Source organism: Methylocystis sp. JR02 (genome assembly GCF_030063565.1).
In the GTDB taxonomy this organism is placed as follows: Bacteria; Pseudomonadota; Alphaproteobacteria; order Rhizobiales; family Beijerinckiaceae; genus Methylocystis; species Methylocystis iwaonis.
Genome location: NZ_JASIRC010000001.1, coordinates 3,749,990 through 3,771,902, shown reverse-complemented (window position 1 = coordinate 3,771,902; position 21,913 = coordinate 3,749,990). Strand labels below are relative to the sequence as shown.

The window sequence follows — 21,913 nt, the reverse complement described above, 5'->3', positions numbered from 1 at the left end:
CGCGCGACCATCGCGCGCGAGGCCAGTCTTGGCGGCGAGTGCTTAACAAAGGCTATGGATGTCGACGCAGGCGCGCCCTCAAAACATATCGACGTAGAAGCTGTAGGAAACGCTCAGGCCGAGCATCCATTGATTAGCCGAGCCGAGATTGGTGACCAATGGGCTGGCCGCCGCGCTGCCGACGAGGCGGTTGTAGCGAAGGAAGGCGGTCGTCGACCAATCCTGCGACCAGTCGTATTTCACGGCGGCCATGGCGCCGAAGGATTTCATGCCCCAGGCCGCGACATAGGGTGGAACGGAGCCATTGCCCAGCGCGTCCTTCCAGGTGACGCCGAAAAGCTTGTTCATGTAAGCCTGATCGCCGATCGTCAGGCGCGGACCGATGGAAAAGGTCCAGGCCCCGTGCTTTTCCACCCAGTCGAGATAAATCTCGGCGATCGCGCCGTGATGGCCGAGGAAGCCATGGCGTAGCTCGGCGCGCGCGCGCAGCTTCTGGAAGGTCCAGAATTCGGCAAATCCGCCCGCTTCGACCGTCCAATCGATGTCATGGACGCCATGGAGCTCTCCCCATGACGATTGTTGGCGCGGGCCGCGCAACCGGCCGGAAACGCCCGCTTTCAAAAAGCCGTTGTCATAGAGCGCAAAGCCGGGCGCTTCGTCCGGCGCGCTGAAGCCGACCGACGCGCCAGGCCGTCGCATCGACAAGCCCGGCAGAAGGAAAGGCGACAGATTTTTCGACCCCTCCCATGTCTGCGAGAAACCGCCGTGCGCGCTCACCGTGACGATCCATCCAGAGACCGGCTTTGGATCGGCAAGACTTTCCGCTTTTGCGGCAGACGCGGAAAGAAGGGCGGCCAGACAGCATGTTCCAAGTAATTTTGACATCGACCCGACGCGAGGCTCCCCGAAAGACCCCGCGAAGTTGCGCCGTTAAGCTTACCGCGATGGAAACGATCATCGTAAACAGAAGGTTATGCGATATAAGCTGAATGGCGCGCGCGATTATCTTTGCAAAATATTTTCGAGCGTCACGATCGAAGCCACATTCCATTTCCGTTTCGAGCAGCGCGCATTTGGGGCCTTGTCATCCCATGCCCGTCATTGCGAGCGAAGCGAAGCAATCCAGGGCAGCGATGCGGCCCTGGATTGCTTCGTCGGCTCCGCCTCCTCGCAATGACGGCGGTGATTTCCTCTGTGTGGCCCTCAAACCGGCGTCAATTCACGAGCCGCGGCACGGCGCCGCCGGTGGAGCCGCCTGCGCCGGCGATCGAATAGGCGGAGCTCTTGAAGCTCCAGTTCAGCGTGTTCAAAATGACCGAGTTGACCACGATCGTCAGGGCGTCCGAGGTGACGTTGGACATGCTGTTGAAGGTGATGTTTCGGCTCGGCAGGTAAATGAGTCCCTGGAAGCTGTGGCCCGCCTGTCCGTTGATGGTGAACCCTGACTGCGCCAGGCCGACGGGCTCGTACATCAGGATATTCGCGTAGGTTCCGGAGGTCGGGGCGGTCAGATTCGCCGTTACGCCGCTGTTGATCTGCATGTAGGACGAATCGGCGAAATAGAAGGTCACCCCATTGCCGTTCATCGTCCAGCCGCTGTTCATGTTCCAGCCGGCGCCCTTGAACACATAGAGACCGGGATTGAAGGTGACCGTCCCGCTGCCGTTGAAGTTGAATCCGCCGCAATAGACCCCGGGGTTGAGCGTCACATTGCCCGAGTAATTCTGATTGCTGACGGTGCAGGCGCCGACGGAGACGGACGGCAGCTTGCCCGCAAAGGGATCGGAGACGACCGGGCACCCCGTGCTGAGCGCCGGGATCGATCCGGCGTTGTTGAGGATTTGCGTTCCCGCGACGCAGAGCTTGGAAACGGAGAAGCTGTCGCCGCCGTTGAAGGTCGCGGCGGGCCAGCCCTTGGAGGCGACGTCGATCTCGCAGGTCGGCGCATCGATGACGACACTGGAATTGGCGAGCAATCCAGGGCTCGCGGTCGTGCTGAGCGCCAAGAGGCAAACGCTGTTCGAGCTCGCCGCCCCCGCTGTCCCGAGGCTCGCGGCGGCCTTCGCGCTAACCGTGGTCGAATTGATGTTCACAATTCTCATGACGGTCGTCGGGACGACGAGAGCGCCGTTCACCTGATAGAGGCCGGCGGATGGCTCTGTTTCAGAGACGGTCAAACTCAAGCCGCTCGCCGCCGAGCCCATATTCGTGATGACGGACGACTGAGCCAGTTGCTGGCGCGCCGCCTGGGTGAGGCTCGCGTTTCTGGCCGCGACGAGCGCCGCCTCGTCGACCGCGTGCTGCAGACGCGACTTCAACATGGAGGCCGAGGCGAGATCCAAGGCGGCGCCGATCGACGCCATGACCGGCACGGCCGCGAGCGCGAAGATCATCGCTACGGAGCCCGAGCGTGAGCGCCGGAAGAGTCCAGCCAAGTGTGAGATGCAGCGTTTCGCGCGATTCATAACCCCCGCTCCCGATAGGCGTAAGCACAGCGACTAGCTTGACTGTGTAAATCCCTTTCCTTTGCAATGGCTTAACTGGATTGGACAGCCGACGGGAAATTGCTCGGGCCGCGCTCGGCCAAGGCGCCGGCTTCCTTGGGCGCCGACAGACGCATGTTCGCCTAACGAAGGGAGGGTGGTGCGGGCGGCCGGAATCATAAATATTCACTAAATAATTGATTCCAGTTGTATTTTATTTCCAACGACAAAGATTCCAACGTTTTCCAACGCGAACCAAAAATCGAACTGGAATTAGATTATTGTTTTTACAGCGAAAGGCGGGAGCCTGTCAGAGGTCCAGCATCCTTTTGAGCGCCTCAGTGCCTATCGCCGTCAGTATCCTGGTCGCTGCGTCGTAGGTGTCCCTCCCGACTTTCGAGAGATAGCCCTTCAACCGATTTGCGGCTTCTGGCGAAGCGTCCTCGGCGACTGCATCCTTGACGATTTCAGGAACTGCCTTGGCGTCCTCTTCGCCTAGATCGCCCTGAAGCAGTCGGATCAATTGCAGCATTTCTTTTTTCTGTGCGTCGCTCGCCTCGCCGATTGGCGGGGTGTCGTGAAACTTCATCACGGACGCCGCCAACCGCATCAATGCTGCTATCGCATCCGGGTTATCAGGCGTTGCGCGCGCCTTCAGGCAGGCTTGGCGAAGCGCGTCGATCTCGACTCCATACTCAATCGGATAATCAGGAGCGGAGAAGTAATGAACCTCTTCAGCGAGGGTCCGCGCCGCTTCCTCAACGGAATGAAGGAATTCAAAGCAAGAGTCGCTGAGAGCCATGGGCTGTCCCCTGTTACGCCTTAGGAGAGATATAGTAGCGCAGGAGGCTTGGCGCTCGTGGTCGTCCGGTCCACAAGCAATAGTTAAGATTTAGGTATAAGACAGCCGATGGCCCCTCCTTTGACGCGGAGGGGTGGCGGGCCTTGGGGCCCCCTCAGCGTTACCGAAAATGGTTTCCGGCAACGAAAGCGTCGGCGTAGAATCTGGTTTGCAGGATTTTGCCTTCTGGAGACGTATGTGGACAAGTTTCTGGTGCGGGCGGCCGGAATCGAACCGGCACAGGCCTTGCGGCCCTACGGATTTTCATACCCGCTACGGCTTTCGCCGCCCCGCATGCGCGGGTTTGGGGTCTGGACTATCCCTTCGCCGTAGCGCGTTTCGCGCCTTAGGCGCCGCCCGTCTAGTCTCTACACCTTCCCGCCCGAGGGGCGGGCTTGGCTCGGGATCGCCACTTTCGAGGGTTCCCCGACTTTGAGCGGTTCTACTCCGTCGGTTTCCCGGGTGGAGCACTCAAATTTCTTCAAGTCCGTTGCGTCTACCAGTTTCGCCACGCCCGCGATCTGGAACGTCAGGCGCGTTATAGGGCGGCTCCGGCGACGGCGCCAAGCCTCATTTTGGTCTCACCGCCCCCGCGCCGGCTTGTGGATCGGCGCCTGGAAGGAGAGCCCCGTGTCCCAGGGGAAATAAATCCAGGTGTCCTGCGAGACTTCGGTGACGAAAGTGTCCACCATCGGCAGGCCCTGCGGCTTGGCGTAGACGGTGGCGAAATGCGCTTTGGGGAGCATTTCGCGCACGGCCTTGGCGGTCGCCCCGGTGTCGACGAGATCGTCGATGACGAGAACCTCCTCACTCGGGCGCGACAGGATGGTTTCCGTGAGCGGCTTCAAGACCTCGAGCGCTTCGCGCTCGGTCTCCTCGTGATAGCTCGCGACGCAAATCGTCTCGATGACGCGAATCCCCAATTCGCGCGCGATGATGCCGGCCGGCACCAGCCCGCCGCGGGTCACCGCGACGATCGCCGAGAAGCCGCCGATCGACGCGAGGCGCCAGGCGAGCGCCCGGACATCCCGGTGGAACATGTCCCAGGAGACGGGAAAGATTTTTTCCGGCCCATCCTGCATCTGAATCATCTTTTCCGGGCTCATGGCGCGAGTTCTACGAGCATGGCGCGGACGGCGCGCGTGGCAAGGTCGAGGCTGGCGGCGTCGCGGCTGCGCAGCACGATCTGGTTTCTGATGCCGGCGCTGGAGAAACGGGGATAGGAGCCGATGCTCACCCCCTCATGCGCCAGCGCGATTGCCTCGAGCTTCAATGCGTAAGTCCCTTCCGGGATCGCGCCCGCTTCGATGGTTTCAACCTGGATGGGCGGGCCGGACCTGAGCAGCGGCCCGACCGTATCCATCATCGATTGCATGATAACCGGCACGCCCGCCATGACGATGACATTGTCGATCCAGAAGCCCGGCGCCTTCGAGGCGGCGTTGCGCACCAGCGCCGCTCCCTTAGGCACCCGCGCCATGCGGCGGCGGGCGGAGTTGAGCTCTTGCTCGGTGAAGCGCTCGCTCAGCAAGGCGATGGCGTCCGGGTCCTCCACAACTTCGACGCCAAAGGCTTTCGCCACGGCGTCGGCGGTGATGTCGTCGTGGGTTGGGCCGATGCCGCCCGTCGTGAAGACGTAACTATAGCGCGCGCGCAGGGCGTTGAGCGCCGCGACGATCTCCGCCTCGTCGTCCGGCACGACGCGCGCTTCGCGCAGATCGACGCCGATCTGCGCCAGATAATTGGCGATGTAGCGCGTGTTCACGTCCTGCGTGCGGCCGGACAGGATCTCGTCGCCAATGATGAGAACCGCCGCCGTCGCGGGCGCCTCGCCTGTTGCGGCTTCTGTCATTTTCTGCCGGCCTCCCTGGAGCCATTATGGCGATCACAGTCTGGAACGCCAAGCCTGGCGCCAGGGAAGCAGGCGTGATCTTCGCCGCTCGCTTCCGCGTCAGCCTTGGCGTGCGGGCGGCGGCGGCGTATCGCCGGCTCTGCGTGGAATGAGATGCAGATGGGCGTGGAAGATTTTCTGCCCCGCCGCCGCTCCGATATTCGAACCGAAATTGAAGCCCCCCACACTGGGATCGGCGCGCATGATGTCGCCACGCAGCGCCTCCGCCAGCCGATGCATGCATTCGCGCTCGTCCAGCGTCGTGTCGAAGACGTCGAAAGCGTGTCGCTTCGGCAGGATCAGACTGTGGAGCGGGCGGACTGGATGTTTGTCGTGCATGGCGAAAGCGAGATCGTTTTCGCAAAGGACAGACAATGAAGCTCGATTGCAGAAAGGGCAGGAAGCGCTCGTCATTTTTAATTCCCATTAGAAACAAAAAAGCGCGGAGCCAGGCGCCGCGCATAGTTTATCAACAAACCTCCGAGGCGGCCTCGTCCTTCGAGACGCGAGCTCCTCAGGATAAGGCCTAAGTGTTTTAAAGCAGATGAAGAAGCCCCTCATGCTGAGGAGCCTGCGCAGCAGGCGTCTCGAAGCACGAGGGGCGTCAACGTCACTCTCTCAGCACTCTGAGCGCGGAGCAACGCCTCGCGCGCTGTAAAGATGCAGCCCAAGTGATACTGGATCCGCTTGATTGGTTCCGTGTCATTCCCGACGCTCGCTTGAGCGAGCGATCGGGAATCCAGAGCAACCAGCGCTTTTGTCGCTCTGGATTCCCGGTCGGGCTTTCAGCCCGCCGGAAATGACATCTCCCGATGCGAGCCATTCAAACGGAAAGGGTATGAGCGTTGTCTCGTTACGCGCGACGCGCCAGCGATCTCAAAAACCCTTGCATATCGTCGCTCAAATCCTGCTCGATCGCCGGCGCCATTTTCAGCAGCATGTTGGCGATAAAGGCCTGATCGTTGCGCGTCTCGGCGAGCGCTTCCTGCAGTACGGGAACGCTGTCTTCGATATGCGCGAGGAAGGAGACGCCCTTCTCCAGCGTCTCGCTCCATTTGGCGCGCGTCCACACGGCGAGCGGGAACATGATTTCCTGGACAAAATTGGATTGCCGCGCCTTTTCGAAAAAGCGCAGACCCGCGTTCCAATTTTCCCGCGCGCGCATCGGCGGCGGCGGAATATCGCCGCCGAGCATCTTATACGCCGCGGCGCCGACGTGATCTTCGAGGCTCATCGGAGAGTCGTTCGCGGAGCGGAAGCCCCAAAACGCCACCGAACCCGGAAAATCCTTGCCCAGGCTTTCAGCCAGCGCGGTCTCGACCTTGTCCACCGCGGCCTTGTCGCCTTTCAGCGCGGCGGTCATGCAAAAGGCGAAGACGGCGTCGTTGCCATAGTTGGCCGCGACGCCGCCCTTCATCTGCTGCGGCGTGAGGGTCGGCGTCACGCCATCGGCCGGGGCTTGAACGTCGCCCGCGCGCACCGCCGTGATGAAGGTCGTGATCTCCAGCCAGGGGACATAATTGGCGATGAAAGCGTCGGGATCGACATAGACGATCGCAAGATTGATGAGCTTCTTGCGCCTTTGCAGCTCGGCCATATCCGTCATGAAAGCGTCCCCTTTCTCATTCGTCTGCAAGCATCACGCCGGTCACGCAGACGTCGCCGTCGTCGATGACGAGCTTGACGGGAGCGAGACGCCGCCCCTGGCAGGGACCGATGAAACATTCGCCCGTGTCGATATCGAATTGCGCGTGATGCCGGCCGCATTCGAGGAAATTGCCTTCCTCGTCCATGAACTGGCCCGGCTGGGAGTCGAGCCGCAGCCCCTCGTGCGGGCACACATTTTCGAAGCCGTAGAAGTTGTTGCCCTTGCGCGTGACGATGATCGGCCAGGGCGAGGTCTCGCCGCTCTCTTCCGCCTTCATCAGCACGAAGCCGTGGGCCTGCGCGTCGTCGATCTCGACTGTTCGACAAATCACAAAAAGCTCGTCCATGGGTCTGCCCCTTTCGAACAATGTCGAGCGCCTCGGGTCGAAAGAGGCGAGTTCGAATTCGGGTAGCAAGCGATGCGCCATCACTCAGGACCGCGCGCCTTTGGGCGCGCATTCTGGCGGCGCGCGCAGACCGCTGACAAAGCGCCGCTGACGCCCCTCGTGCTTCGAGACGCCTGCTGCGCGGCTCCTCAGCATGAGGGGCTTTTGCATCTGCGCCAAACACTTAGGCCTCATCCTGAGGAGCTCGCGTCTCGAAGGACGAGGCCGCCTTGGAGGTTTATCACCGCTGGAGCGCGCCTGAAGGCGCGCGGTCCAATCTGTTGGCCCCAGCCTTGACTATATGGTTAAATCACTATAGTTGAACCACGCTCGCGAGCCGAGCGAAGAACAGGCTCGAACAGGCTTGATAAGATGAGTGAAAGCCAGCCGACGCCGAAACATGCGGAGGATCACATCCTCAAGGCGCAGTTGGTCCGTAAGATCGAGGCGCTGCTGAAGGCGCGCGGTCTCAAACAGGTCGAGGCGGCGCGGCTTTTCGGCGTCAGGCAGCCGGACGTCTCCAAGATGCTGCGCGGCGACTTCCGGCAGTTTTCCCTGGAGCGGCTCCTGCGCTTCCTCGTCGCGCTGGGCCAGGACGTCGAGATCGTCGTCACGCCGCACGGCGAGGGCGGCGCGGCGGAGACCGCCACGCTTCGCATCGCATAGCGCTATGAAATTGAGCAAAAAGGACAAACCATGACCGCAGCCCTTCGCGCCAGTGACGCCTCGACCGCAGATGCGCTCGAAGCGAGCATCCAAAGCGCCAAACACGCGCTTCTGGACCTCGGCATGGCGGACGGCCATTGGTGCTTCGAGCTGGAGGCCGACACCACCATCCCCGCCGAATATGTGCTCATGCGCCATTTCCGCGCCGAGCCGGTCGACGCCGAGCTGGAGCGCAAGATCGCGGTCTATCTGCGCCGCATGCAGGGCGATCACGGCGGCTGGCCGCTGTTCCAGGACGGCGCCTTCAACATCTCGGCGAGCGTGAAGGCTTACTTTGCGCTCAAAATGATCGGCGATGACATCGACGCCCCGCACATGGCGCGCGCCCGCGAGGCGATCCTCGCCCATGGCGGCGCAGCGACCTCCAATGTCTTCACCCGCTCGCTGCTCGCGCTCTATGGCCAGATCCCCTGGCGCGGCGTGCCGGTGATGCCGGTCGAGATCATGTTGCTGCCGAGCTGGTTTCCCTTCCATCTCGACAAGATTTCCTACTGGGGCCGCACCGTTCTCGTGCCGCTCCTCGTGCTGATGACCTATAAGCCCTGCGCGAAGAACCCGAAGGATATTCATATCCAGGAGCTCTTCACGACGCCGCCAGAGGACGTGAAAGTCTGGCCGAAGGGCGAGCATCAGACCTGGCCCTGGGCGCATATTTTCGGCGAGATCGACAAGCTGCTGCGCCTGCTCGAGCCGCATATGCCGAAGCGCTCGCGCGACTACTCGGTTCAGCTCGCCGAACGCTGGACGACCGAGCGCCTGAACGGCGTCGATGGCCTCGGCGCCATCTTCCCGGCGATGGTCAACAGCCTGCTGATGTATGACGTGCTCGGCATCCCGCAGACCGACCAGCGCGTGAAGGACGCGCGCGAGTCGATCGAGCGGCTGCTCGTCGTCAATGAGACGGAAGCCTATTGCCAGCCCTGCGTGTCGCCGGTGTGGGACACCTCGCTCGTCGCGCATGCGCTGCTCGAGACCGGCGACGCCGACGCCCGCGAAAAGGCGCGGGCCGCCTGCGACTGGCTCGCGCCGCTGCAGGTGCTGGATGTGAAGGGCGATTGGGCGGTTCAGCGCCCCGATTTGCGGCCCGGCGGCTGGGCCTTCCAATACGCCAATGCGCATTATCCGGATGTGGACGACACGGCCGTCGTCGCGACCGCCATGGACCGTCTCACCAGCGCCGAAGAGAAAAAGCCCTATGCCGAGCGCATCGCCCGCGCCAAGGAATGGGTGATCGGCATGCAGTCGAAGAACGGCGGCTGGGGCGCCTTCGACGCCGACAACGTCTATCATTATCTGAACCACATCCCCTTTGCGGATCATGGCGCGCTGCTCGATCCGCCGACGGTGGACGTCTCGGCGCGCTGCATCTCGATGCTGGCGCAGCTCGGCGACACGGTTGAATCGAGCGAATGCGTGCGGCGCGGCGTGGAGTATCTCTTGAAGGAGCAGGAGAAGGACGGCTCCTGGTTCGGCCGCTGGGGCGCCAATTACATTTACGGCGCCTGGTCGGCGCTCTGCGCGCTCAACGCCGTCGGCCTGCCGCACGGACATGAATCCTATCGCCGCGCGGTGGACTGGCTCGTCTCGATCCAGAACGCGGACGGCGGCTGGGGCGAGGATCTCGCGAGCTACAAGCTCGACTACAAGGGCTATGAGCCCGCGCCCTCGACCTCTTCGCAGACCGCCTGGGCCCTTCTCGGCCTGATGGCGGCGGGCGAGGTCGACCATCCGGCGGTCGCGCGCGGCGTCGCCTATCTGCAGGCGACGCAGGCGCAGGATGGGCTGTGGAACGAGCCGCGCTTCACGGCGACGGGCTTCCCGCGCGTCTTCTATCTGCGCTACCACGGCTATCGGAGATTCTTCCCGCTCTGGGCGCTGGCGCGCTATCGCAACCTTCTGCAGACCAACAGCAAGCTGGTGCAGGTGGGGCTGTAAGAGCCTTTCCGCCGATCGACGATTTCGGTGCGCCCCATCCCTCCCCTTTACGGGGAGGGTGGCCCCGCGACAGCGGGGTCGGGTGGGGCCCGGCCGGGATCACGCCCAAAATTGTCGACCCCCACCCCTACCCCTCCCCGCAAGGGGGAGGGAGAGACGCAGCCAACACTGTGGATCGCTTTCATCGCCTCTAGCCCCCGCTTTGCGAGGGCACGCTCGTGATCGGCGTTCTTGATGAAGGCCACGCTCAGCCCCCTCTCCCGCGAGAGCGGGGGAGGGTTGGGGTGGGGGCAACCCCCGCCTGCGTCCCTGTTTACCGTTGACTTCGCCTTCCGAAACATCGGAGGTAGGCGCGGTTGCCAAGCAGGGAGACGCCATGACGCTCGTTCAGAGCCGACGCAGGGAGGCGGTCAGGACCGAGGCTCCCGGTCCCGTCCTTGTCGTCACCGGCATGAAGCGCGAAGCCGCCTGCGCGATGGGGGAGGGCGTCGTCGTCCTGTGCAGCGGCGCCAGCGTCACGCGCCTGCGTGTGGAGCTCGACCGGCTGCATGGGCGGCGTTTTTCGGCCATTGTGAGCTTCGGCCTCGCCGGCGGCCTCGATTACGCGCTGCGCCCGGGCGATATCGTCGTCGCGGACGCCGTCATTTCCAATGGCGCGCGCCACGAGACGCATAAGCATCTCTCCGGCGCATTGGCGGAAGCCATCGCCGCCAAGGGCTGCAAGGCCGTTCCGGGCGCGATCGTGGGCGTCGACGAACCCGCCATGGATACGATGAGCAAGGCGTGGCTGCGCGAATCGTCGCGCGCCCATGCGGTCGACATGGAATCCCATCTCGCCGCCGAATACGCCCGTGACTGGAAAATCCCCTTCGTCGCGCTGCGCGCCATCAGCGATCCGGCCTCGCGCGCCCTGCCCCCGCTCGCCGCCAAGGCGCTGACGCCCGAGGGCGACGTGGACGGAAAAATTGTGGCGCGCGAACTGCTCCGCGCACCACGTCAAATCGGCGAATTGATCCTCGCGGGCCTCGATTCCCGCGCGGCCTTCGGCTCCTTAGGCCGCTGTGGACCGCTTCTCGGACCGCTCGCGCGCCTCATGCTCGCGGATCTCTGAGAGCCGGGCGATATTCTCGTCATAGACATATTCGGCCGGGCGCTGGTTCTCGAGCGAGATATCCGCCGCCATCGGGCCCTCGGTGCGCACGCCGAAGAGCGCCACGGCCGCCGCCTTCCACGGGCGCTTCACCGTATCGGCCACGGCGCTCGGCTCGAAGCCGCAATGGACCATGCAGTCGGCGCATTTCTCATAGTTGCCGACGCCATAGGCGTCCCAATTGGTCTCTTCCATCAACTGCTTGAAGGTCGGCACATAGCCTTCGCCGAGAAGATAGCAGGGGCGCTGCCAGCCGAAGACGGTGCGCAGCGGATTGCCCCAGGGCGTGCAGGCGTAGCTCTCGTTGCCCGCAAGGAAGTTCATGAACAGGCCGGATTGCTGAAACGCCCAGGCGCGCCCGCCGCGGCCGCGGCGCAGGATGTCGCGGAACAGCTCCTTGGTCTTCTGGCGGTTCAGGAAGTGGGTCTGGTCCGGCGCGCGCTCATAGGCGTAGCCGGGCGACACCGTCATCCCGTCGATGCCCAGCGCCGTGGCGTCGTCGAGGAATTTGGCGACCTTCGCCGGGTCGGCGTCGGCGAAGAAGGTGCTGTTCGTGGTGACGCGGAAGCCCTTGGACTTGGCGAGTTTGATCGCCTCGACGGCGCGCTCGTAGACGCCCTCCTGGCTCACGGCGCGGTCGTGCATCTCCTTGTCGCCGTCAAGATGAATCGACCAGGTGAAATAGGGCGAGGGCTTGTACTGGTCGATTTTCTTGGCGAGCAGCAGCGCATTGGTGCAGACGATCGCGAATTTGCCGCGCTTCGCAATACCCTCGACGATCTGCGGCAAATCCTTGTGCAGCAGCGGCTCGCCGCCCGCGATGACGACGACCGGCGCGCCGCATTCGTCGACCGAGGCGAGGCATTCGTCGACCGAGAGCCGCTTGTTCAGGATGTGGTCGGGATAGTCGATCTTGCCGCAGCCGGAACAGGCCAGGTTGCAACGAAACAGCGGCTCCAGCATCAAAACGAGCGGATAGCGTTTCCTGCCCATAAGATGCTGCTTGACGAGATAAGAGCCGATCTTTGCAACGTAACGGAAAGGTATGGACACGGCTTGTTCCTGCTATGGTGCGCGAACCGTCAAGGGGCCGCGAGACAAGAGGCGCCGGCGCGCGTCCTGCTGCGACCATCGCGCCGGTTCGGCCGTCTAACACGAAAAAGCTGGGGAGGAAAACCCGCCCAGCCAAGGGCCTGCGAGCTATTCGGACCGCGCGCCTTCAGGCGCGCATTTGGGCGGCGCGCCTGAAGGCGCGCGGTCCCAAAAGCAGACAGCTTGCGAAGCGGCAAAAATAGGTCTCATTTCCATCGCATCAACCGCGACGGTTAGCGAGCTGGCGGCCGCCGACCTCCCCGTAAAGGGGAGGAATGGGGACAGGCTAGCCAGATTGCCGAGGCCCATGATGCGGGGCTGTTTGGAGGAGCGCTATTCAATGACTGCCGCGAGCCCGCCCGCCCGTCCCGCCGTGAGTGCGGCCCCGCGCCGCCTTGCCGCGCTTTTCGCGCCGCTGAAGCGCTTCTGGGCGGGGGACATCGACCTCGGCCGCATCGGCATGGCCGTGACCCTGCCCGTCCTGGCCTGGGTTTTCTACACGACCTCCTCCGGCATGATCGACATCATGCAGAAGGAGCAGGGCGACGTGGTCGGGATCGCCGGCACTTTCGTCGCCACCACGGCGGTGCTCGTGATGCTCGCCTCGACCTCCTGGTCGCTCGGCGCCGACCTCGCGGCGCTGATCGCACGCCGCCGCATGGCCCGCGAGCGCATGGTGGTGAAGACGGCCGTGACGGCGGCGGTGTTTCTATTCGTCTTCTCGATCTCGGCCTTTTTCTCTTTCACTTATTATTACAACAACATCTTCAAGCTCTCCTCGCGCAAGATCGTCGCCGAGCTGCAGCCCATGGAGCTGGCGGCCGACGTCGTCCTGCCGGCGACGAAAGAGATCAACGCCGCCTATGAGGCCGCCTCCGCCAAGATCGTCGCCGACCCCGCCTTCAAGGCCTATCTCGACTCGCTCGACGCGCTGATCGACACGGCGCGGACCGCCGGCCCCGCCTTACGCGAGACCATCCGCAAGAGCCAGGAGGCCCAGCAGGCCGTGCTGGCGAAGGCGGCCCAACAGGCCGCTGCGGAACTCGAAAGCGCCAACGCCGCGCGCCGCCAATTTGACGAAGGCCGCGTCGAGATCGCCGCTCTCGAAAAAAGCGTCGAGAACCTCGACGCCACCATCAAGGCCAAGCAGGACGAGATCGCCGCCCTTAGCCTCACCGCTCGGCAGGAGGAGCAGCTTGCGGTCGACGCCGAGCACGGCCTCGACAATCGCGGCGCGGCCTGCGGGATAAACTGCCGGACCCATCGGCTCAAGGCCGAGGAAGCCAGTCGCCGCATCGCCGCCATCCGCCAGACCCTCGCCGGGCCGACCGCCGAGCGGGCAGCCGCCCTGAAGAAACGCGACGCGCTGGCCGCCCAGTCCATCTCGCTCAAGCAGAAGGCCGAGCTTGCTGGCGACGCCGCCAAGCGGCCGATGCCCAAGGCCGAAGCCAGCCTTGATCTCGACGCCACGCTGCGCGATCTGACAGCGCTGCGCGACCAGCTTCGCGTCGAGCCGACATGGGCGCGCGTCCATGAGGCCAAGCCGCTCTGCGAGCCGATCCTCGCCGCGGCGCGCCAGTCCAATGCGCTGCCCGCGGCGGTCGGCGGCGACTTCGCCTGCGAGCCGCAAGGCGCGGCGCGCGATCTCCTCTCGGCGCGCGAGGAGGCCCTCGCCGCCCGCGCCGCCTTCGACAAGAAATGCGGGCTGGAGACGGGGCTACGAGACGAGCTGACCGCCGTCGTCGCCAAGATCCGCGCCGCCCCGGCCGCCGACCGGACCGCCGCCGCCAATGGTTTCAACGAGGCGAAGGGCCTTGTCGACGCCTGCGTCATGGCCGGCAAGGCGGTGGGCCTCTCCGAAGACGATGTGCGGGAGCTGTTGAAGAAAAGCGACGCTTATCTGCGGGCGCATTCCACCGAGCGCAACAAATTCGAGCTCGCCCGCGAGGCCTTCTGGAGCTTCACGCCCGATTCGACCATGGCGATTGGCGTCGCCATGGCGCAGGACGCCTTTCTCTTCATCATGAAGTTCCTGTCGGAAATCTTCAAACGCGGCTTCGAGCCGCGCGAACGGCGTCAGTTCATGACGCCCATGGATTTGACCGACGACGAGGAGGAGCCCGTCGAAATCCGCGCCATGAAGGCAATCTTGCGCGTCGCCCGGCCCATGCGCGGCGATATGAGCACGATCGACCCCAAGGACCCCGCGCTGCAGCTCCTTGCGCAAAATGTGCAGGACAATCTCGTCGCCATCCTCAACCGGCTGGTGCGCGACGAGATCGCCCATGTCGACCGCAAGGGCGCCTATGTCGTCGACAACATCACGATTTCCCAGGTCGAGTCGCGCCTCTTCGCCGCGAGTAAGCCCAGAACCCGCGGGCGTTACGGTTTTGACGGCTTTGCAGCGAACAGCGGTCCCCGCGCCTATTACAGCGATCCTATCCTCGCGCAGGCCCGCCGACGCCGGCCCGCGGCGCTGGAGCGCTATCTGGCGCGGGAAGACGCGGAGTCGGCCGGTCAGCCGGGCGCCCCGCCGGCCTAATTCGTCCTGTCGTATTGGACGGCAGCGCTCAGCGATGCATATTATATGGGCGGTCGAGCGATTGGCCGCCTTTCGCCCGCCCAGGCGCCCGGAGTTCTCCTATGCGCTACTGGCCCTTGCTCCTTGCGCTGCCCATGGCGCTCGCCATTGGCGGGACGGCGCAGGCCGTCGTGCGCGTGCATATCGATCTGTCGGCCCAGCGGATGTATGTCGTCTCGTCCTCGGGCAGTTACGTCTGGCCGGTGTCGACCGCGCGCCGGGGCTATCGGACGCCGCGCGGAAGTTTTGCTGCGAAATCGCTGCAGCGCCTCCATTACTCCAGCAAATATGACAACGCCCCCATGCCGCATTCGATCTTCTTTTCGGGCGGCTACGCTATCCATGGCACTTATGCGACCCGCTCGCTGGGCCGGCCCGTCTCGCACGGCTGTGTGCGCCTTTCCCCAGGGCACGCGGCGATGCTTTACGACATGGTGCGGCGAGAGGGCGCGCGGATTTCGATCAGCGGGGGACGCTAGCCTCCCAGTCTTCCCAACGCAGCGCCCTTGCTTGCCTTGCTGACAGAACGGCTTTCAAATGGGCCCACAAAAAGAAAGAAGAGGGAGGAGATCATGAACAAATGGGTTCTTGCTACGGCCGCGGCCGTCCTGGCGATCAGCGGGCCCGCATCGGCGGCCGGGACGACATGGCTCGTCACCGAGGAGAATATCGCCGGCGTTCGGGGCGCTCAGGGCTCCTGGACCGTCAAGAAGGACGGAGACAGGCTGAGCGGCGACGCCTCGATGCAGACGGACAATGGCAAGTCGCTGACCTACAAAGTCGACGGCTCGTTCGAGGGCGGCGTCTACACCATCAAGCTGAGCGACCGTAGCGACGGCAAGAAGGACTGCGTCTGGACCGGACACGCCCCGGCCGCCGGCGGCGCGCAGAGCACCGGTCTGCTCGGCTACGCGGAATGTGAAGGGACAAAGCTCATCATTCGCGCGAGCATCGTGCAGTAAAGGCGGGCGGCCTAGAGCTCGAGCTTCCTCACCATATAGCAGGCGCTTGGCCCGTAGCTCTGCAGCTTTTCGGCGAGCCTGTCGCTGGAAGCTGCCGCGAACCCCATCGCGCGCCAGAAGCGGCCCGTTCCATAGACAGACGCCAACGCAATAAAACCGACGCCCTCCCGGCTGGCGAGGACGCCGAGCCGGTCCATCAATTGCGCAGCCGCCCCGCGCCCGCGCGCGGCCGGGATCAACGCGACGTCGTGCAGATAGAGACAGTCGGGCGAGGGCGGCAATCTTTCGAGAAAAGCGTCGAGCGGCGGAATGTCGAAAAGCGTCCAGGGATGGGAAATGGCGTAGCCGACGAGCGATCCGCCCTGCTCCAGAGCAAAGCAACCGGCGGAGAACAGCCTGAATTTTTCTTCGAAAACCTCCTGCCGCTCGGGCAGTCCGGGATGGACGCCCACGGCGATCCGGCAGACCTCTTCGAGATCGCCTGGTCTCATCGCGCGCCATAAGGGCTTCTCGGCGTCTGATTCCATTTCCGTTTGATTGGCTCGCATGGGGAATCTTATTCTTGGCGATCGGGAATCGAAAACCACAAAAGCGCTGGTTGTGCCCAGAGCCCGTCATTGCGAGCGACGCGAAGCAATCCAGGGCCGCATCGCTGCCCTGGATTGCTTCGTCGGCTCCGCCTCCTCGCAATGACGGCCGTGATTTTCCTGTGTGTTCAAACGACGCGAGCGTCTCGTCTGAACTCACACGATCAGCCCTTCCAACACGCGCATCGGCGCCCGCGAGCCCTTCACCCCCGTCACCAAAATCCGCACCGCCGGCGCGCCGGGGCGGGAATAGACCGGCTGCACCGTGACGCCGCCGAGCCGCCCCGCAACGGAAGCGAGGCACTCATATAAAGCGTCGGCGCGGTGGACCATGGCGAAGATTCCGCCCGGCGCCAGCAAGGCAAGGCAGCCGCGCACCCATTCGGCCAGCGGCACGGCGGCGACATGGGCGCGGGCCTTGTCCGGGTCGGGCGTCACCCGCACGCGGCCGGCTTCGTAGAAGGGCGGGTTGGTGAGCACGAGCGCCGCCTTTTCCTCTACGAGCCCCGCCGCGCGGCGGGATTTCGCCGACGTCGCGTCGCAGCAGTAAACCGACGCGCGCCCCGAAAGCGCGTTCAGCGCGACATTCTCCTGCGCCAGCCCGCAGCTCTCCGGGTCGATCTCCACGAGGCCGACCGTGGCGGCGGGCGCGAGCGTGGCCGCCATCAACCCGACGGCCCCCGCCCCCGCGCCAATGTCGAGAATGAGCCCGGTCTGATTCGCGTCCGTGAGCGAGGCCAGCAGCACGGCGTCATGGCCGGCGCGATGGCCGCGCCCCTGCCTCAGGCGCAGCCTGCCGTCGAGAAAACCATCGGCCGCTTCAATGCTCATTGCCCGGACAGTTCCACGCGCGTCCGCTGTCCACAAGCGTGACGTCGACAATATGAAGTATTTTTAACTTTCCCCCGACCGGGCGGGCATCCCGCTGAAATCCATTGGCTTATGTCTTTGGCGCGGCCGCGCCTTCACGCGCTCGGTAAAATTTTAGCCATTCGATTAAGCTTACGCTCGCGCGCCCCGTGGCAAGACGACGCATGTTCTGCCGCTAATCTCGCCAAAACCGGTCTTTGCCATGACGATCCGCCTCTACGGCAATGTTAAGAATCAGGGTCCCGTCCCGCAAGCGGAGCTCGGCGCCCGGCTGAGCCAATTAGCCATATGCTGCCGTGGCTTGGAATGGGCGATCCAGGATTTATGCGCTGGCGCCGAGACCGACTCGGGCCGCCGCCTCTCCGAACTCGCATCGCGCCTTGCCGACCAAAGCGAACGGCTGGCCCAGACGCTGGCCGCCGAGATCGAGGAGCCGCTCGACTAACCGCTTGCGGCGCCCCAAAAAAGCCGGCAAGCAGGCAGGGGAGCCGTCGACTTGCCGGTAAGGACGCAAGGACGTAAATTCCCAAAGCTAGGTTGTTTTGTCCGCAGGGGGGTCCGTGGGTATCGTTATTCCGCTCGAAGAGAAGAAAAGCGCGGGCCTCGAGAGCCTTCTCGAACTCATCCGCCCGGACCTCGAGCGCACCAATCAGCTCATCATCCAGCGCATGGGTTCCGACGTCACGACGATCCCGGAGGTCGCCAACCATTTGATTTCGGCGGGCGGCAAGCGCCTGCGGCCGATGCTGGTGCTCGCGACGGCCAATATGTGCGGCTACAAGGGCGACGGGCATCTCAAATTCGCCGCCGGCATCGAGTTCATGCACACGGCGACGCTGCTGCACGACGACGTCGTCGACGAATCGGACATGCGCCGGGGCAAGATCGCCGCGCGCATGCTCTGGGGCAACCAGACCTGCGTGCTCGTCGGCGACTTCCTGCTCGGCCACGCCTTCAAGATGATGGTCGAGCCCGGCATGATCCCGCCGCTCAGCATCGTCTCCCAGGCCGCCGCCGTCATCGCCGAGGGCGAAATCCTGCAGCTCAACGCCGCCAAGGACACGACGACGACCGAGGACGCCTATATGGGCGTCATCCGCCGCAAGACGGCGGAGCTCTTCGCCGCCGCGGCCGAGGTGGGCGTGATGCTCTCCGGCAAGCCCAAGGCGGATGAGGCCGCCGCGCGCAGCTACGGCATGAATCTCGGCATCGCCTTCCAGCTCATCGACGACGCGCTGGATTACGGCGGCTCCTCGGCCAAGCTCGGCAAGAATGTCGGCGACGATTTCCGCGAGGGCAAGATCACTTTGCCGGTCGTGCTCGCCTTCCGCCGCGGCAGCGAGAAGGAGCGCGAGTTCTGGCGGCGCACGCTGGAGAAGGGCGAAATCAACGACGGCGACGTCGAGACCGCCTGCGGCCTCATGAAGAAGCACAAGGCGCTCGACGACACGATCGAGCGGGCCGCGCATTACGGCGCGATCGCGCGCGACGCGATGGAGATTTTCCCGGCCTCGCCCTGGAAGGACGCGCTGCTCGAAGTGGTCGATTTCTGCATCGAGCGCGTCTACTGAGCCCATTCCAGAAAGCGCGCTGAGCGACGCGCAACGCCATTAAGATGCCGGCCGCGAGCCCCTCGCGGCCGGCCTATTTTTTAGGCCTTGACGCATTCGGCCTTGAACTGGCGCTTCGCCTTGCCCTTGAGGCCCTTGGCGACAGCCTGATCGGCGCAGCTCTTTTCCTTTTCGGCCTTCGACACGGGCGCAGCAGGCGCAGCCGCCGGAGCGGGCGCGGCAGGGGCGGCGGCGGCCGGAGCGGCGCCGGCGTCGCCAGTCTTCTGGGCGATTTCCGCCGGCGGCTTCCAAACGGTCTCGGCATGAGCCGAAACGACGAGCAGCGCGGCGCAGGCGCTGGCGGCGGAAAGAATCTTGATGCTCTTGTACATGACGTCTCTTTTATTGTTATTGAAGCCCGCGCGGCTTCGTGACTCCCTCGACCACACGCTTACGCGAGCGTGGCCGGGTTAAGATTATGACATTTTTGAGAAAATGTCTCGACAACGCCAGCAAGTTGGAAAACAAGGGAAATATGATCGAGATCAAGAAAAGAAGCTCGGCGCAATTCGATCTGACCGCGACGCCGCCGATCGCCGAACGCCGCCCTTTTCAGAAAATCACCCATGACCGCGTTCTGGACGACGCCTATACTTGGCTCGCCGCGCAGAATTGGCGGGATGTGCTACGCGATCCGAAGACTTTGCCAAAAGACATCGCCGCGCTCGTGAAAGCCGAGAACGCTTACTGCGCCAAGGTCGTTGCGCCGTTGAAAGAGCTGCGCAAGACGCTGGTGACGGAAATGCGCGGCCGCATCAAGGAGGACGACGCGGACGTCCCCGACAAGGACGGCCCCTACGCCTATTACGGCCGTTTCCGCGACGGCGCGGAGCATCCGCTCTATTGCCGCACGCCGCGCGACGGCGGGCCGGAGACCGTGCTGCTCGACGGCGAAGCGCTGGCGGAGGACCACGACTTCTTCGACATCGGCGACACGGCCCAATCGCCCGACCATGCGCAGCTCGCCTGGAGCGTCGACGACAAGGGCTCCGAGCTTTACGCCATCCGCACGCGCGCGCTCTGCGACGGCAAGGATCGCGACGACGTCGTTGAAGACACCGATGGCTCCATCGTCTGGAGCGCCGACTCGACGGCGTTTTATTATGTGCGCGTCGACGAGAACCATCGCACGGCGCAGGTCTTTCGCCATATCGTCGGCGCCGATCCGAAGAGCGACCGCCTCATACTCGAAGAGACGGACGGCGCGTGGTTCGTCGGGCTGGAGGAAAGCCGCTGCCGGCGCTTCGGCATCGTCACGATCCACGGCCATGACGCTTCCGAATGCTGGCTCGTCGATCTGCGCGACGCCGATGCGCGCCCGCGACTCGTCGCCAAGCGCGAGCCGAAGTTGCGCTATGGCGTCGAGCCGCACGGCGATCTTCTCTATATCCACAACAACGCCGACGGCGCGGATGACTTCCGCATTTGCGTCGCGCCGCTCGACGCGCCGCAGCGCGCCAATTGGCGCGATGTCGTCCCCCTGCGCGCCGGCGCCATGATTGTGACCTTCACGGTCTTCAAGCGCTATCTGGTGTGGATGCTGCGCGAGAATTCATTGCCGCGCATTGTCGTGCGCGATCTCGAAACCAATGACGAGCACGCCATCGCCTTCGAGGAAGAAGCCTATGCGCTGGAGCTCGACGCCGGGCTCGAGTTCGATACCACGCAATTGCGTTTTGTCTACGCCTCGATGACCACGCCGGAAGAAACCTACGACTACGACATGGGCGCGCGCACGCGCGTGTTTCGCAAGCGGCAGGAAATTCCTTCCGGGCACGATCCGAAGAATTACGTGACGCGCCGCGTCTTCGCGCCGGCGCAGGATGGCGAAAGCATCCCGGTCACGCTCCTGCACCGCGCGGATTTCACGCCCGGCGGCGACGGCGCGCCGCTGCTGCTCTACGGCTATGGCGCCTACGGCCATTCACTCGCGGCGGATTTCGACGAGGATGCGCTCTCGCTCGTCGATCGCGGCTTCGTCTATGCCCTCGCGCATACGCGCGGCGGAACCGATAAGGGCTGGAGCTGGTACGAAGACGGCAAGCTCGACAAGAAGACGAACACTTTCTCGGACTTCATCGCCTGCGCCCGTCATCTCATCGCTTGCGGCTATACGCGCGAGGGCGCCATTGTCGCGCAAGGCGCCTCGGCGGGCGGGATGCTGATGGGCGCCGTCCTCAATGAGGCGCCGCAGCTTTTCGCGGGCGTTATCGCCGGCGTGCCCTTCGTGGACGTGCTCAACACCATGCTGCGTGACGACCTGCCGCTGACGCCGCCGGAATGGCTCGAATGGGGCAATCCGATCGCCGACGCCGAGGTCTATGACCGGATCGCCTCTTACTCCCCTTACGACAATATTCGCGCGCAGAACTATCCGCCGATCCTCTCCATCGCGGGACTGACCGATCCGCGCGTGACCTATTGGGAGCCCTTGAAGTGGGTCGCGAAGCTGCGCGCGACCATGACAGGCGGCGGGCCCGTGCTGCTCCATACGCATATGGGCGCGGGCCACGCCGGCGCGTCAGGCCGTTTCGAGGCGCTGGAGGATACGGCGCTCGAATACGCCTTCGCCATCGCCTGCGCGGCGCGCCTTACATAGAGGGGCGCTTGCGCTGGATTTCCTCCGGCGGCAGCCATTCCCGTCCGCCCTGCGTGCCGCGCTTGGCTTCGATGCCGGGCGACCCCGCCGCCGTTCCGCTCGGGCCGGCGACGCCGGCAGGCGACGCGTGTTTCTGCGCCTCCGGATTATCCTTCTGCACCACGGTCGGCGGCTGCACATTCGTGCCCGCGGCGGGGCCCGAGGTGTCGCCGGCTCCATGCGACCCGGCGGCCGTTGCGGGACCCGAAGCGTCGCCGGTTTCCTGCGAGACGACGGCCGGCCCGGCGCCGCCCGTTTCCTCGTTCATCGCGGGTTTTTTCTGCGGCCCTGGGATGACGGGCGGATTGGGATCTCCCTGATCCTGCGCGAGCGCCGGCGCAAAAGCGCCCGCCGCGAGAAGGGCGGAGATCACGACAAACTTCTTCATGGCGTCCACTCCTGCCGCCGCCCCCCGAGGCGGACCGGGCAAGCCCCAAGAGCCTAGATGGGAGAGCCGCCAAAGCCGGCAAGAAAAGATCGCCTTGCGTCGCGTTTTTCGTTTAATTGAGCTTTG

At 64.1% G+C, this 21,913-nt stretch carries 22 protein-coding genes; 9 read left to right on the top strand and 13 right to left on the bottom strand.

Annotated elements, in window-relative coordinates:
- Nucleotides 1-78: 78 nt before the first annotated feature.
- From QNA11_RS17865 to QNA11_RS17830, 8 genes are all read right to left on the bottom strand, one after another.
- On the bottom strand, nt 79-777 hold the full coding sequence (locus QNA11_RS17865) for a MipA/OmpV family protein (protein ID WP_283484049.1): 699 nt from the start codon (nt 775-777) through the stop codon (nt 79-81).
- Nucleotides 778-1,214: 437 nt separating this feature from the next.
- Entirely contained in the window at nt 1,215-2,465 is a 1,251-nt protein-coding gene (locus QNA11_RS17860; protein ID WP_283484048.1) for a TadE/TadG family type IV pilus assembly protein, read from the bottom strand.
- A gap of 328 nt (nt 2,466-2,793) precedes the next feature.
- Entirely contained in the window at nt 2,794-3,285 is a 492-nt protein-coding gene (locus tag QNA11_RS17855; protein WP_283484047.1) for a hypothetical protein, read from the bottom strand.
- A 620-nt stretch (nt 3,286-3,905) separates the two neighbouring features.
- Nucleotides 3,906-4,430 carry a xanthine phosphoribosyltransferase gene (gpt, locus tag QNA11_RS17850; protein WP_283484046.1) on the bottom strand — a complete coding sequence of 175 codons (525 nt, stop codon included), beginning with the start codon at nt 4,428-4,430 and terminating at the stop codon, nt 3,906-3,908.
- Nucleotides 4,427-5,176, bottom strand: coding sequence for a competence/damage-inducible protein A (locus tag QNA11_RS17845; protein WP_283484045.1), 750 nt, complete (start codon nt 5,174-5,176; stop codon nt 4,427-4,429). The genes gpt and QNA11_RS17845 overlap by 4 nt, the downstream gene beginning before the upstream one ends.
- A 99-nt stretch (nt 5,177-5,275) precedes the next feature.
- Nucleotides 5,276-5,590, bottom strand: a complete 315-nt coding sequence (locus QNA11_RS17840) for an HIT family protein (protein ID WP_283484044.1) — start codon at nt 5,588-5,590, stop codon at nt 5,276-5,278.
- A 478-nt stretch (nt 5,591-6,068) separates the two neighbouring features.
- Nucleotides 6,069-6,821, bottom strand: coding sequence for a hypothetical protein (locus QNA11_RS17835; RefSeq protein ID WP_283484043.1), 753 nt, complete (start codon nt 6,819-6,821; stop codon nt 6,069-6,071).
- A 16-nt stretch (nt 6,822-6,837) separates the two neighbouring features.
- Nucleotides 6,838-7,209 (bottom strand): Rieske (2Fe-2S) protein, encoded by a 372-nt coding sequence (locus tag QNA11_RS17830; RefSeq protein WP_202072162.1) that lies wholly within the window; start codon nt 7,207-7,209, stop codon nt 6,838-6,840.
- Nucleotides 7,210-7,620: 411 nt separating this feature from the next.
- Here QNA11_RS17830 and QNA11_RS17825 point away from each other — a divergent pair, with 411 nt between their 5' ends.
- The 3 genes from QNA11_RS17825 to QNA11_RS17815 all read left to right on the top strand — a co-directional run bounded on the left by QNA11_RS17825 (nt 7,621) and on the right by QNA11_RS17815 (nt 11,020).
- Nucleotides 7,621-7,914 carry a helix-turn-helix domain-containing protein gene (locus QNA11_RS17825; protein ID WP_283484042.1) on the top strand — a complete coding sequence of 98 codons (294 nt, stop codon included), beginning with the start codon at nt 7,621-7,623 and terminating at the stop codon, nt 7,912-7,914.
- Between the two features lie 30 nt (nt 7,915-7,944).
- Complete coding sequence (gene shc / locus QNA11_RS17820; protein ID WP_283484041.1) at nt 7,945-9,909, top strand: squalene--hopene cyclase; 1,965 nt, start codon at nt 7,945-7,947, stop codon at nt 9,907-9,909.
- Nucleotides 9,910-10,285: 376 nt separating this feature from the next.
- The gene (locus QNA11_RS17815) at nt 10,286-11,020 is read left to right on the top strand and encodes a phosphorylase family protein (RefSeq protein WP_283484040.1); all 735 of its coding nucleotides are present in this window, start codon (nt 10,286-10,288) and stop codon (nt 11,018-11,020) included.
- Here the strand turns inward: QNA11_RS17815 and hpnH are convergent.
- Entirely contained in the window at nt 10,961-12,112 is a 1,152-nt protein-coding gene (gene hpnH, locus QNA11_RS17810; RefSeq protein WP_281928886.1) for an adenosyl-hopene transferase HpnH, read from the bottom strand. The two genes, QNA11_RS17815 and hpnH, sit on opposite strands and share 60 nt — an antisense overlap.
- A 379-nt stretch (nt 12,113-12,491) precedes the next feature.
- On the opposite strand from hpnH, the gene QNA11_RS17805 reads away from it, so the two are divergent.
- The 3 genes from QNA11_RS17805 (at nt 12,492) to QNA11_RS17795 (ending at nt 15,694) form a co-directional block, all read left to right on the top strand.
- Nucleotides 12,492-14,693, top strand: coding sequence for a hypothetical protein (locus QNA11_RS17805; protein ID WP_283484039.1), 2,202 nt, complete (start codon nt 12,492-12,494; stop codon nt 14,691-14,693).
- Between the two features lie 101 nt (nt 14,694-14,794).
- Nucleotides 14,795-15,211 (top strand): L,D-transpeptidase, encoded by a 417-nt coding sequence (locus tag QNA11_RS17800; protein ID WP_246744774.1) that lies wholly within the window; start codon nt 14,795-14,797, stop codon nt 15,209-15,211.
- 93 nt (nt 15,212-15,304) lie between these two features.
- Nucleotides 15,305-15,694 (top strand): hypothetical protein, encoded by a 390-nt coding sequence (locus tag QNA11_RS17795; RefSeq protein ID WP_283484038.1) that lies wholly within the window; start codon nt 15,305-15,307, stop codon nt 15,692-15,694.
- An 11-nt stretch (nt 15,695-15,705) separates the two neighbouring features.
- Here QNA11_RS17795 and QNA11_RS17790 read toward each other — a convergent pair whose 3' ends face one another.
- Together QNA11_RS17790 and QNA11_RS17785 are read right to left on the bottom strand one after the other, a co-directional pair.
- Nucleotides 15,706-16,242, bottom strand: coding sequence for a GNAT family N-acetyltransferase (locus QNA11_RS17790; protein WP_283484037.1), 537 nt, complete (start codon nt 16,240-16,242; stop codon nt 15,706-15,708).
- A gap of 195 nt (nt 16,243-16,437) precedes the next feature.
- Complete coding sequence (locus QNA11_RS17785; RefSeq protein ID WP_283484036.1) at nt 16,438-17,112, bottom strand: tRNA1(Val) (adenine(37)-N6)-methyltransferase; 675 nt, start codon at nt 17,110-17,112, stop codon at nt 16,438-16,440.
- A 241-nt stretch (nt 17,113-17,353) separates the two neighbouring features.
- Here QNA11_RS17785 and QNA11_RS17780 point away from each other — a divergent pair, with 241 nt between their 5' ends.
- Both QNA11_RS17780 and QNA11_RS17775 read left to right on the top strand, forming a co-directional pair.
- Entirely contained in the window at nt 17,354-17,596 is a 243-nt protein-coding gene (locus tag QNA11_RS17780; protein WP_283484035.1) for a hypothetical protein, read from the top strand.
- Nucleotides 17,597-17,711: 115 nt separating this feature from the next.
- Nucleotides 17,712-18,722 carry a polyprenyl synthetase family protein gene (locus QNA11_RS17775; RefSeq protein ID WP_202072152.1) on the top strand — a complete coding sequence of 337 codons (1,011 nt, stop codon included), beginning with the start codon at nt 17,712-17,714 and terminating at the stop codon, nt 18,720-18,722.
- Nucleotides 18,723-18,802: 80 nt separating this feature from the next.
- Here QNA11_RS17775 and QNA11_RS17770 read toward each other — a convergent pair whose 3' ends face one another.
- The gene (locus QNA11_RS17770; RefSeq protein ID WP_283484034.1) at nt 18,803-19,093 is read right to left on the bottom strand and encodes a PsiF family protein; all 291 of its coding nucleotides are present in this window, start codon (nt 19,091-19,093) and stop codon (nt 18,803-18,805) included.
- A 143-nt stretch (nt 19,094-19,236) separates the two neighbouring features.
- Between QNA11_RS17770 and QNA11_RS17765 the strand changes: the two genes are divergently transcribed.
- A complete protein-coding gene (locus tag QNA11_RS17765; protein WP_283484033.1) occupies nt 19,237-21,360 on the top strand; it encodes a S9 family peptidase in 2,124 nt (707 codons plus the stop codon).
- On the opposite strand, the gene QNA11_RS17760 is transcribed toward QNA11_RS17765, so the two are convergent.
- Nucleotides 21,353-21,787 (bottom strand): hypothetical protein, encoded by a 435-nt coding sequence (locus QNA11_RS17760; RefSeq protein ID WP_283484032.1) that lies wholly within the window; start codon nt 21,785-21,787, stop codon nt 21,353-21,355. The genes QNA11_RS17765 and QNA11_RS17760 overlap by 8 nt on opposite strands.
- Between the last annotated feature and the right edge of the window lie 126 nt (nt 21,788-21,913).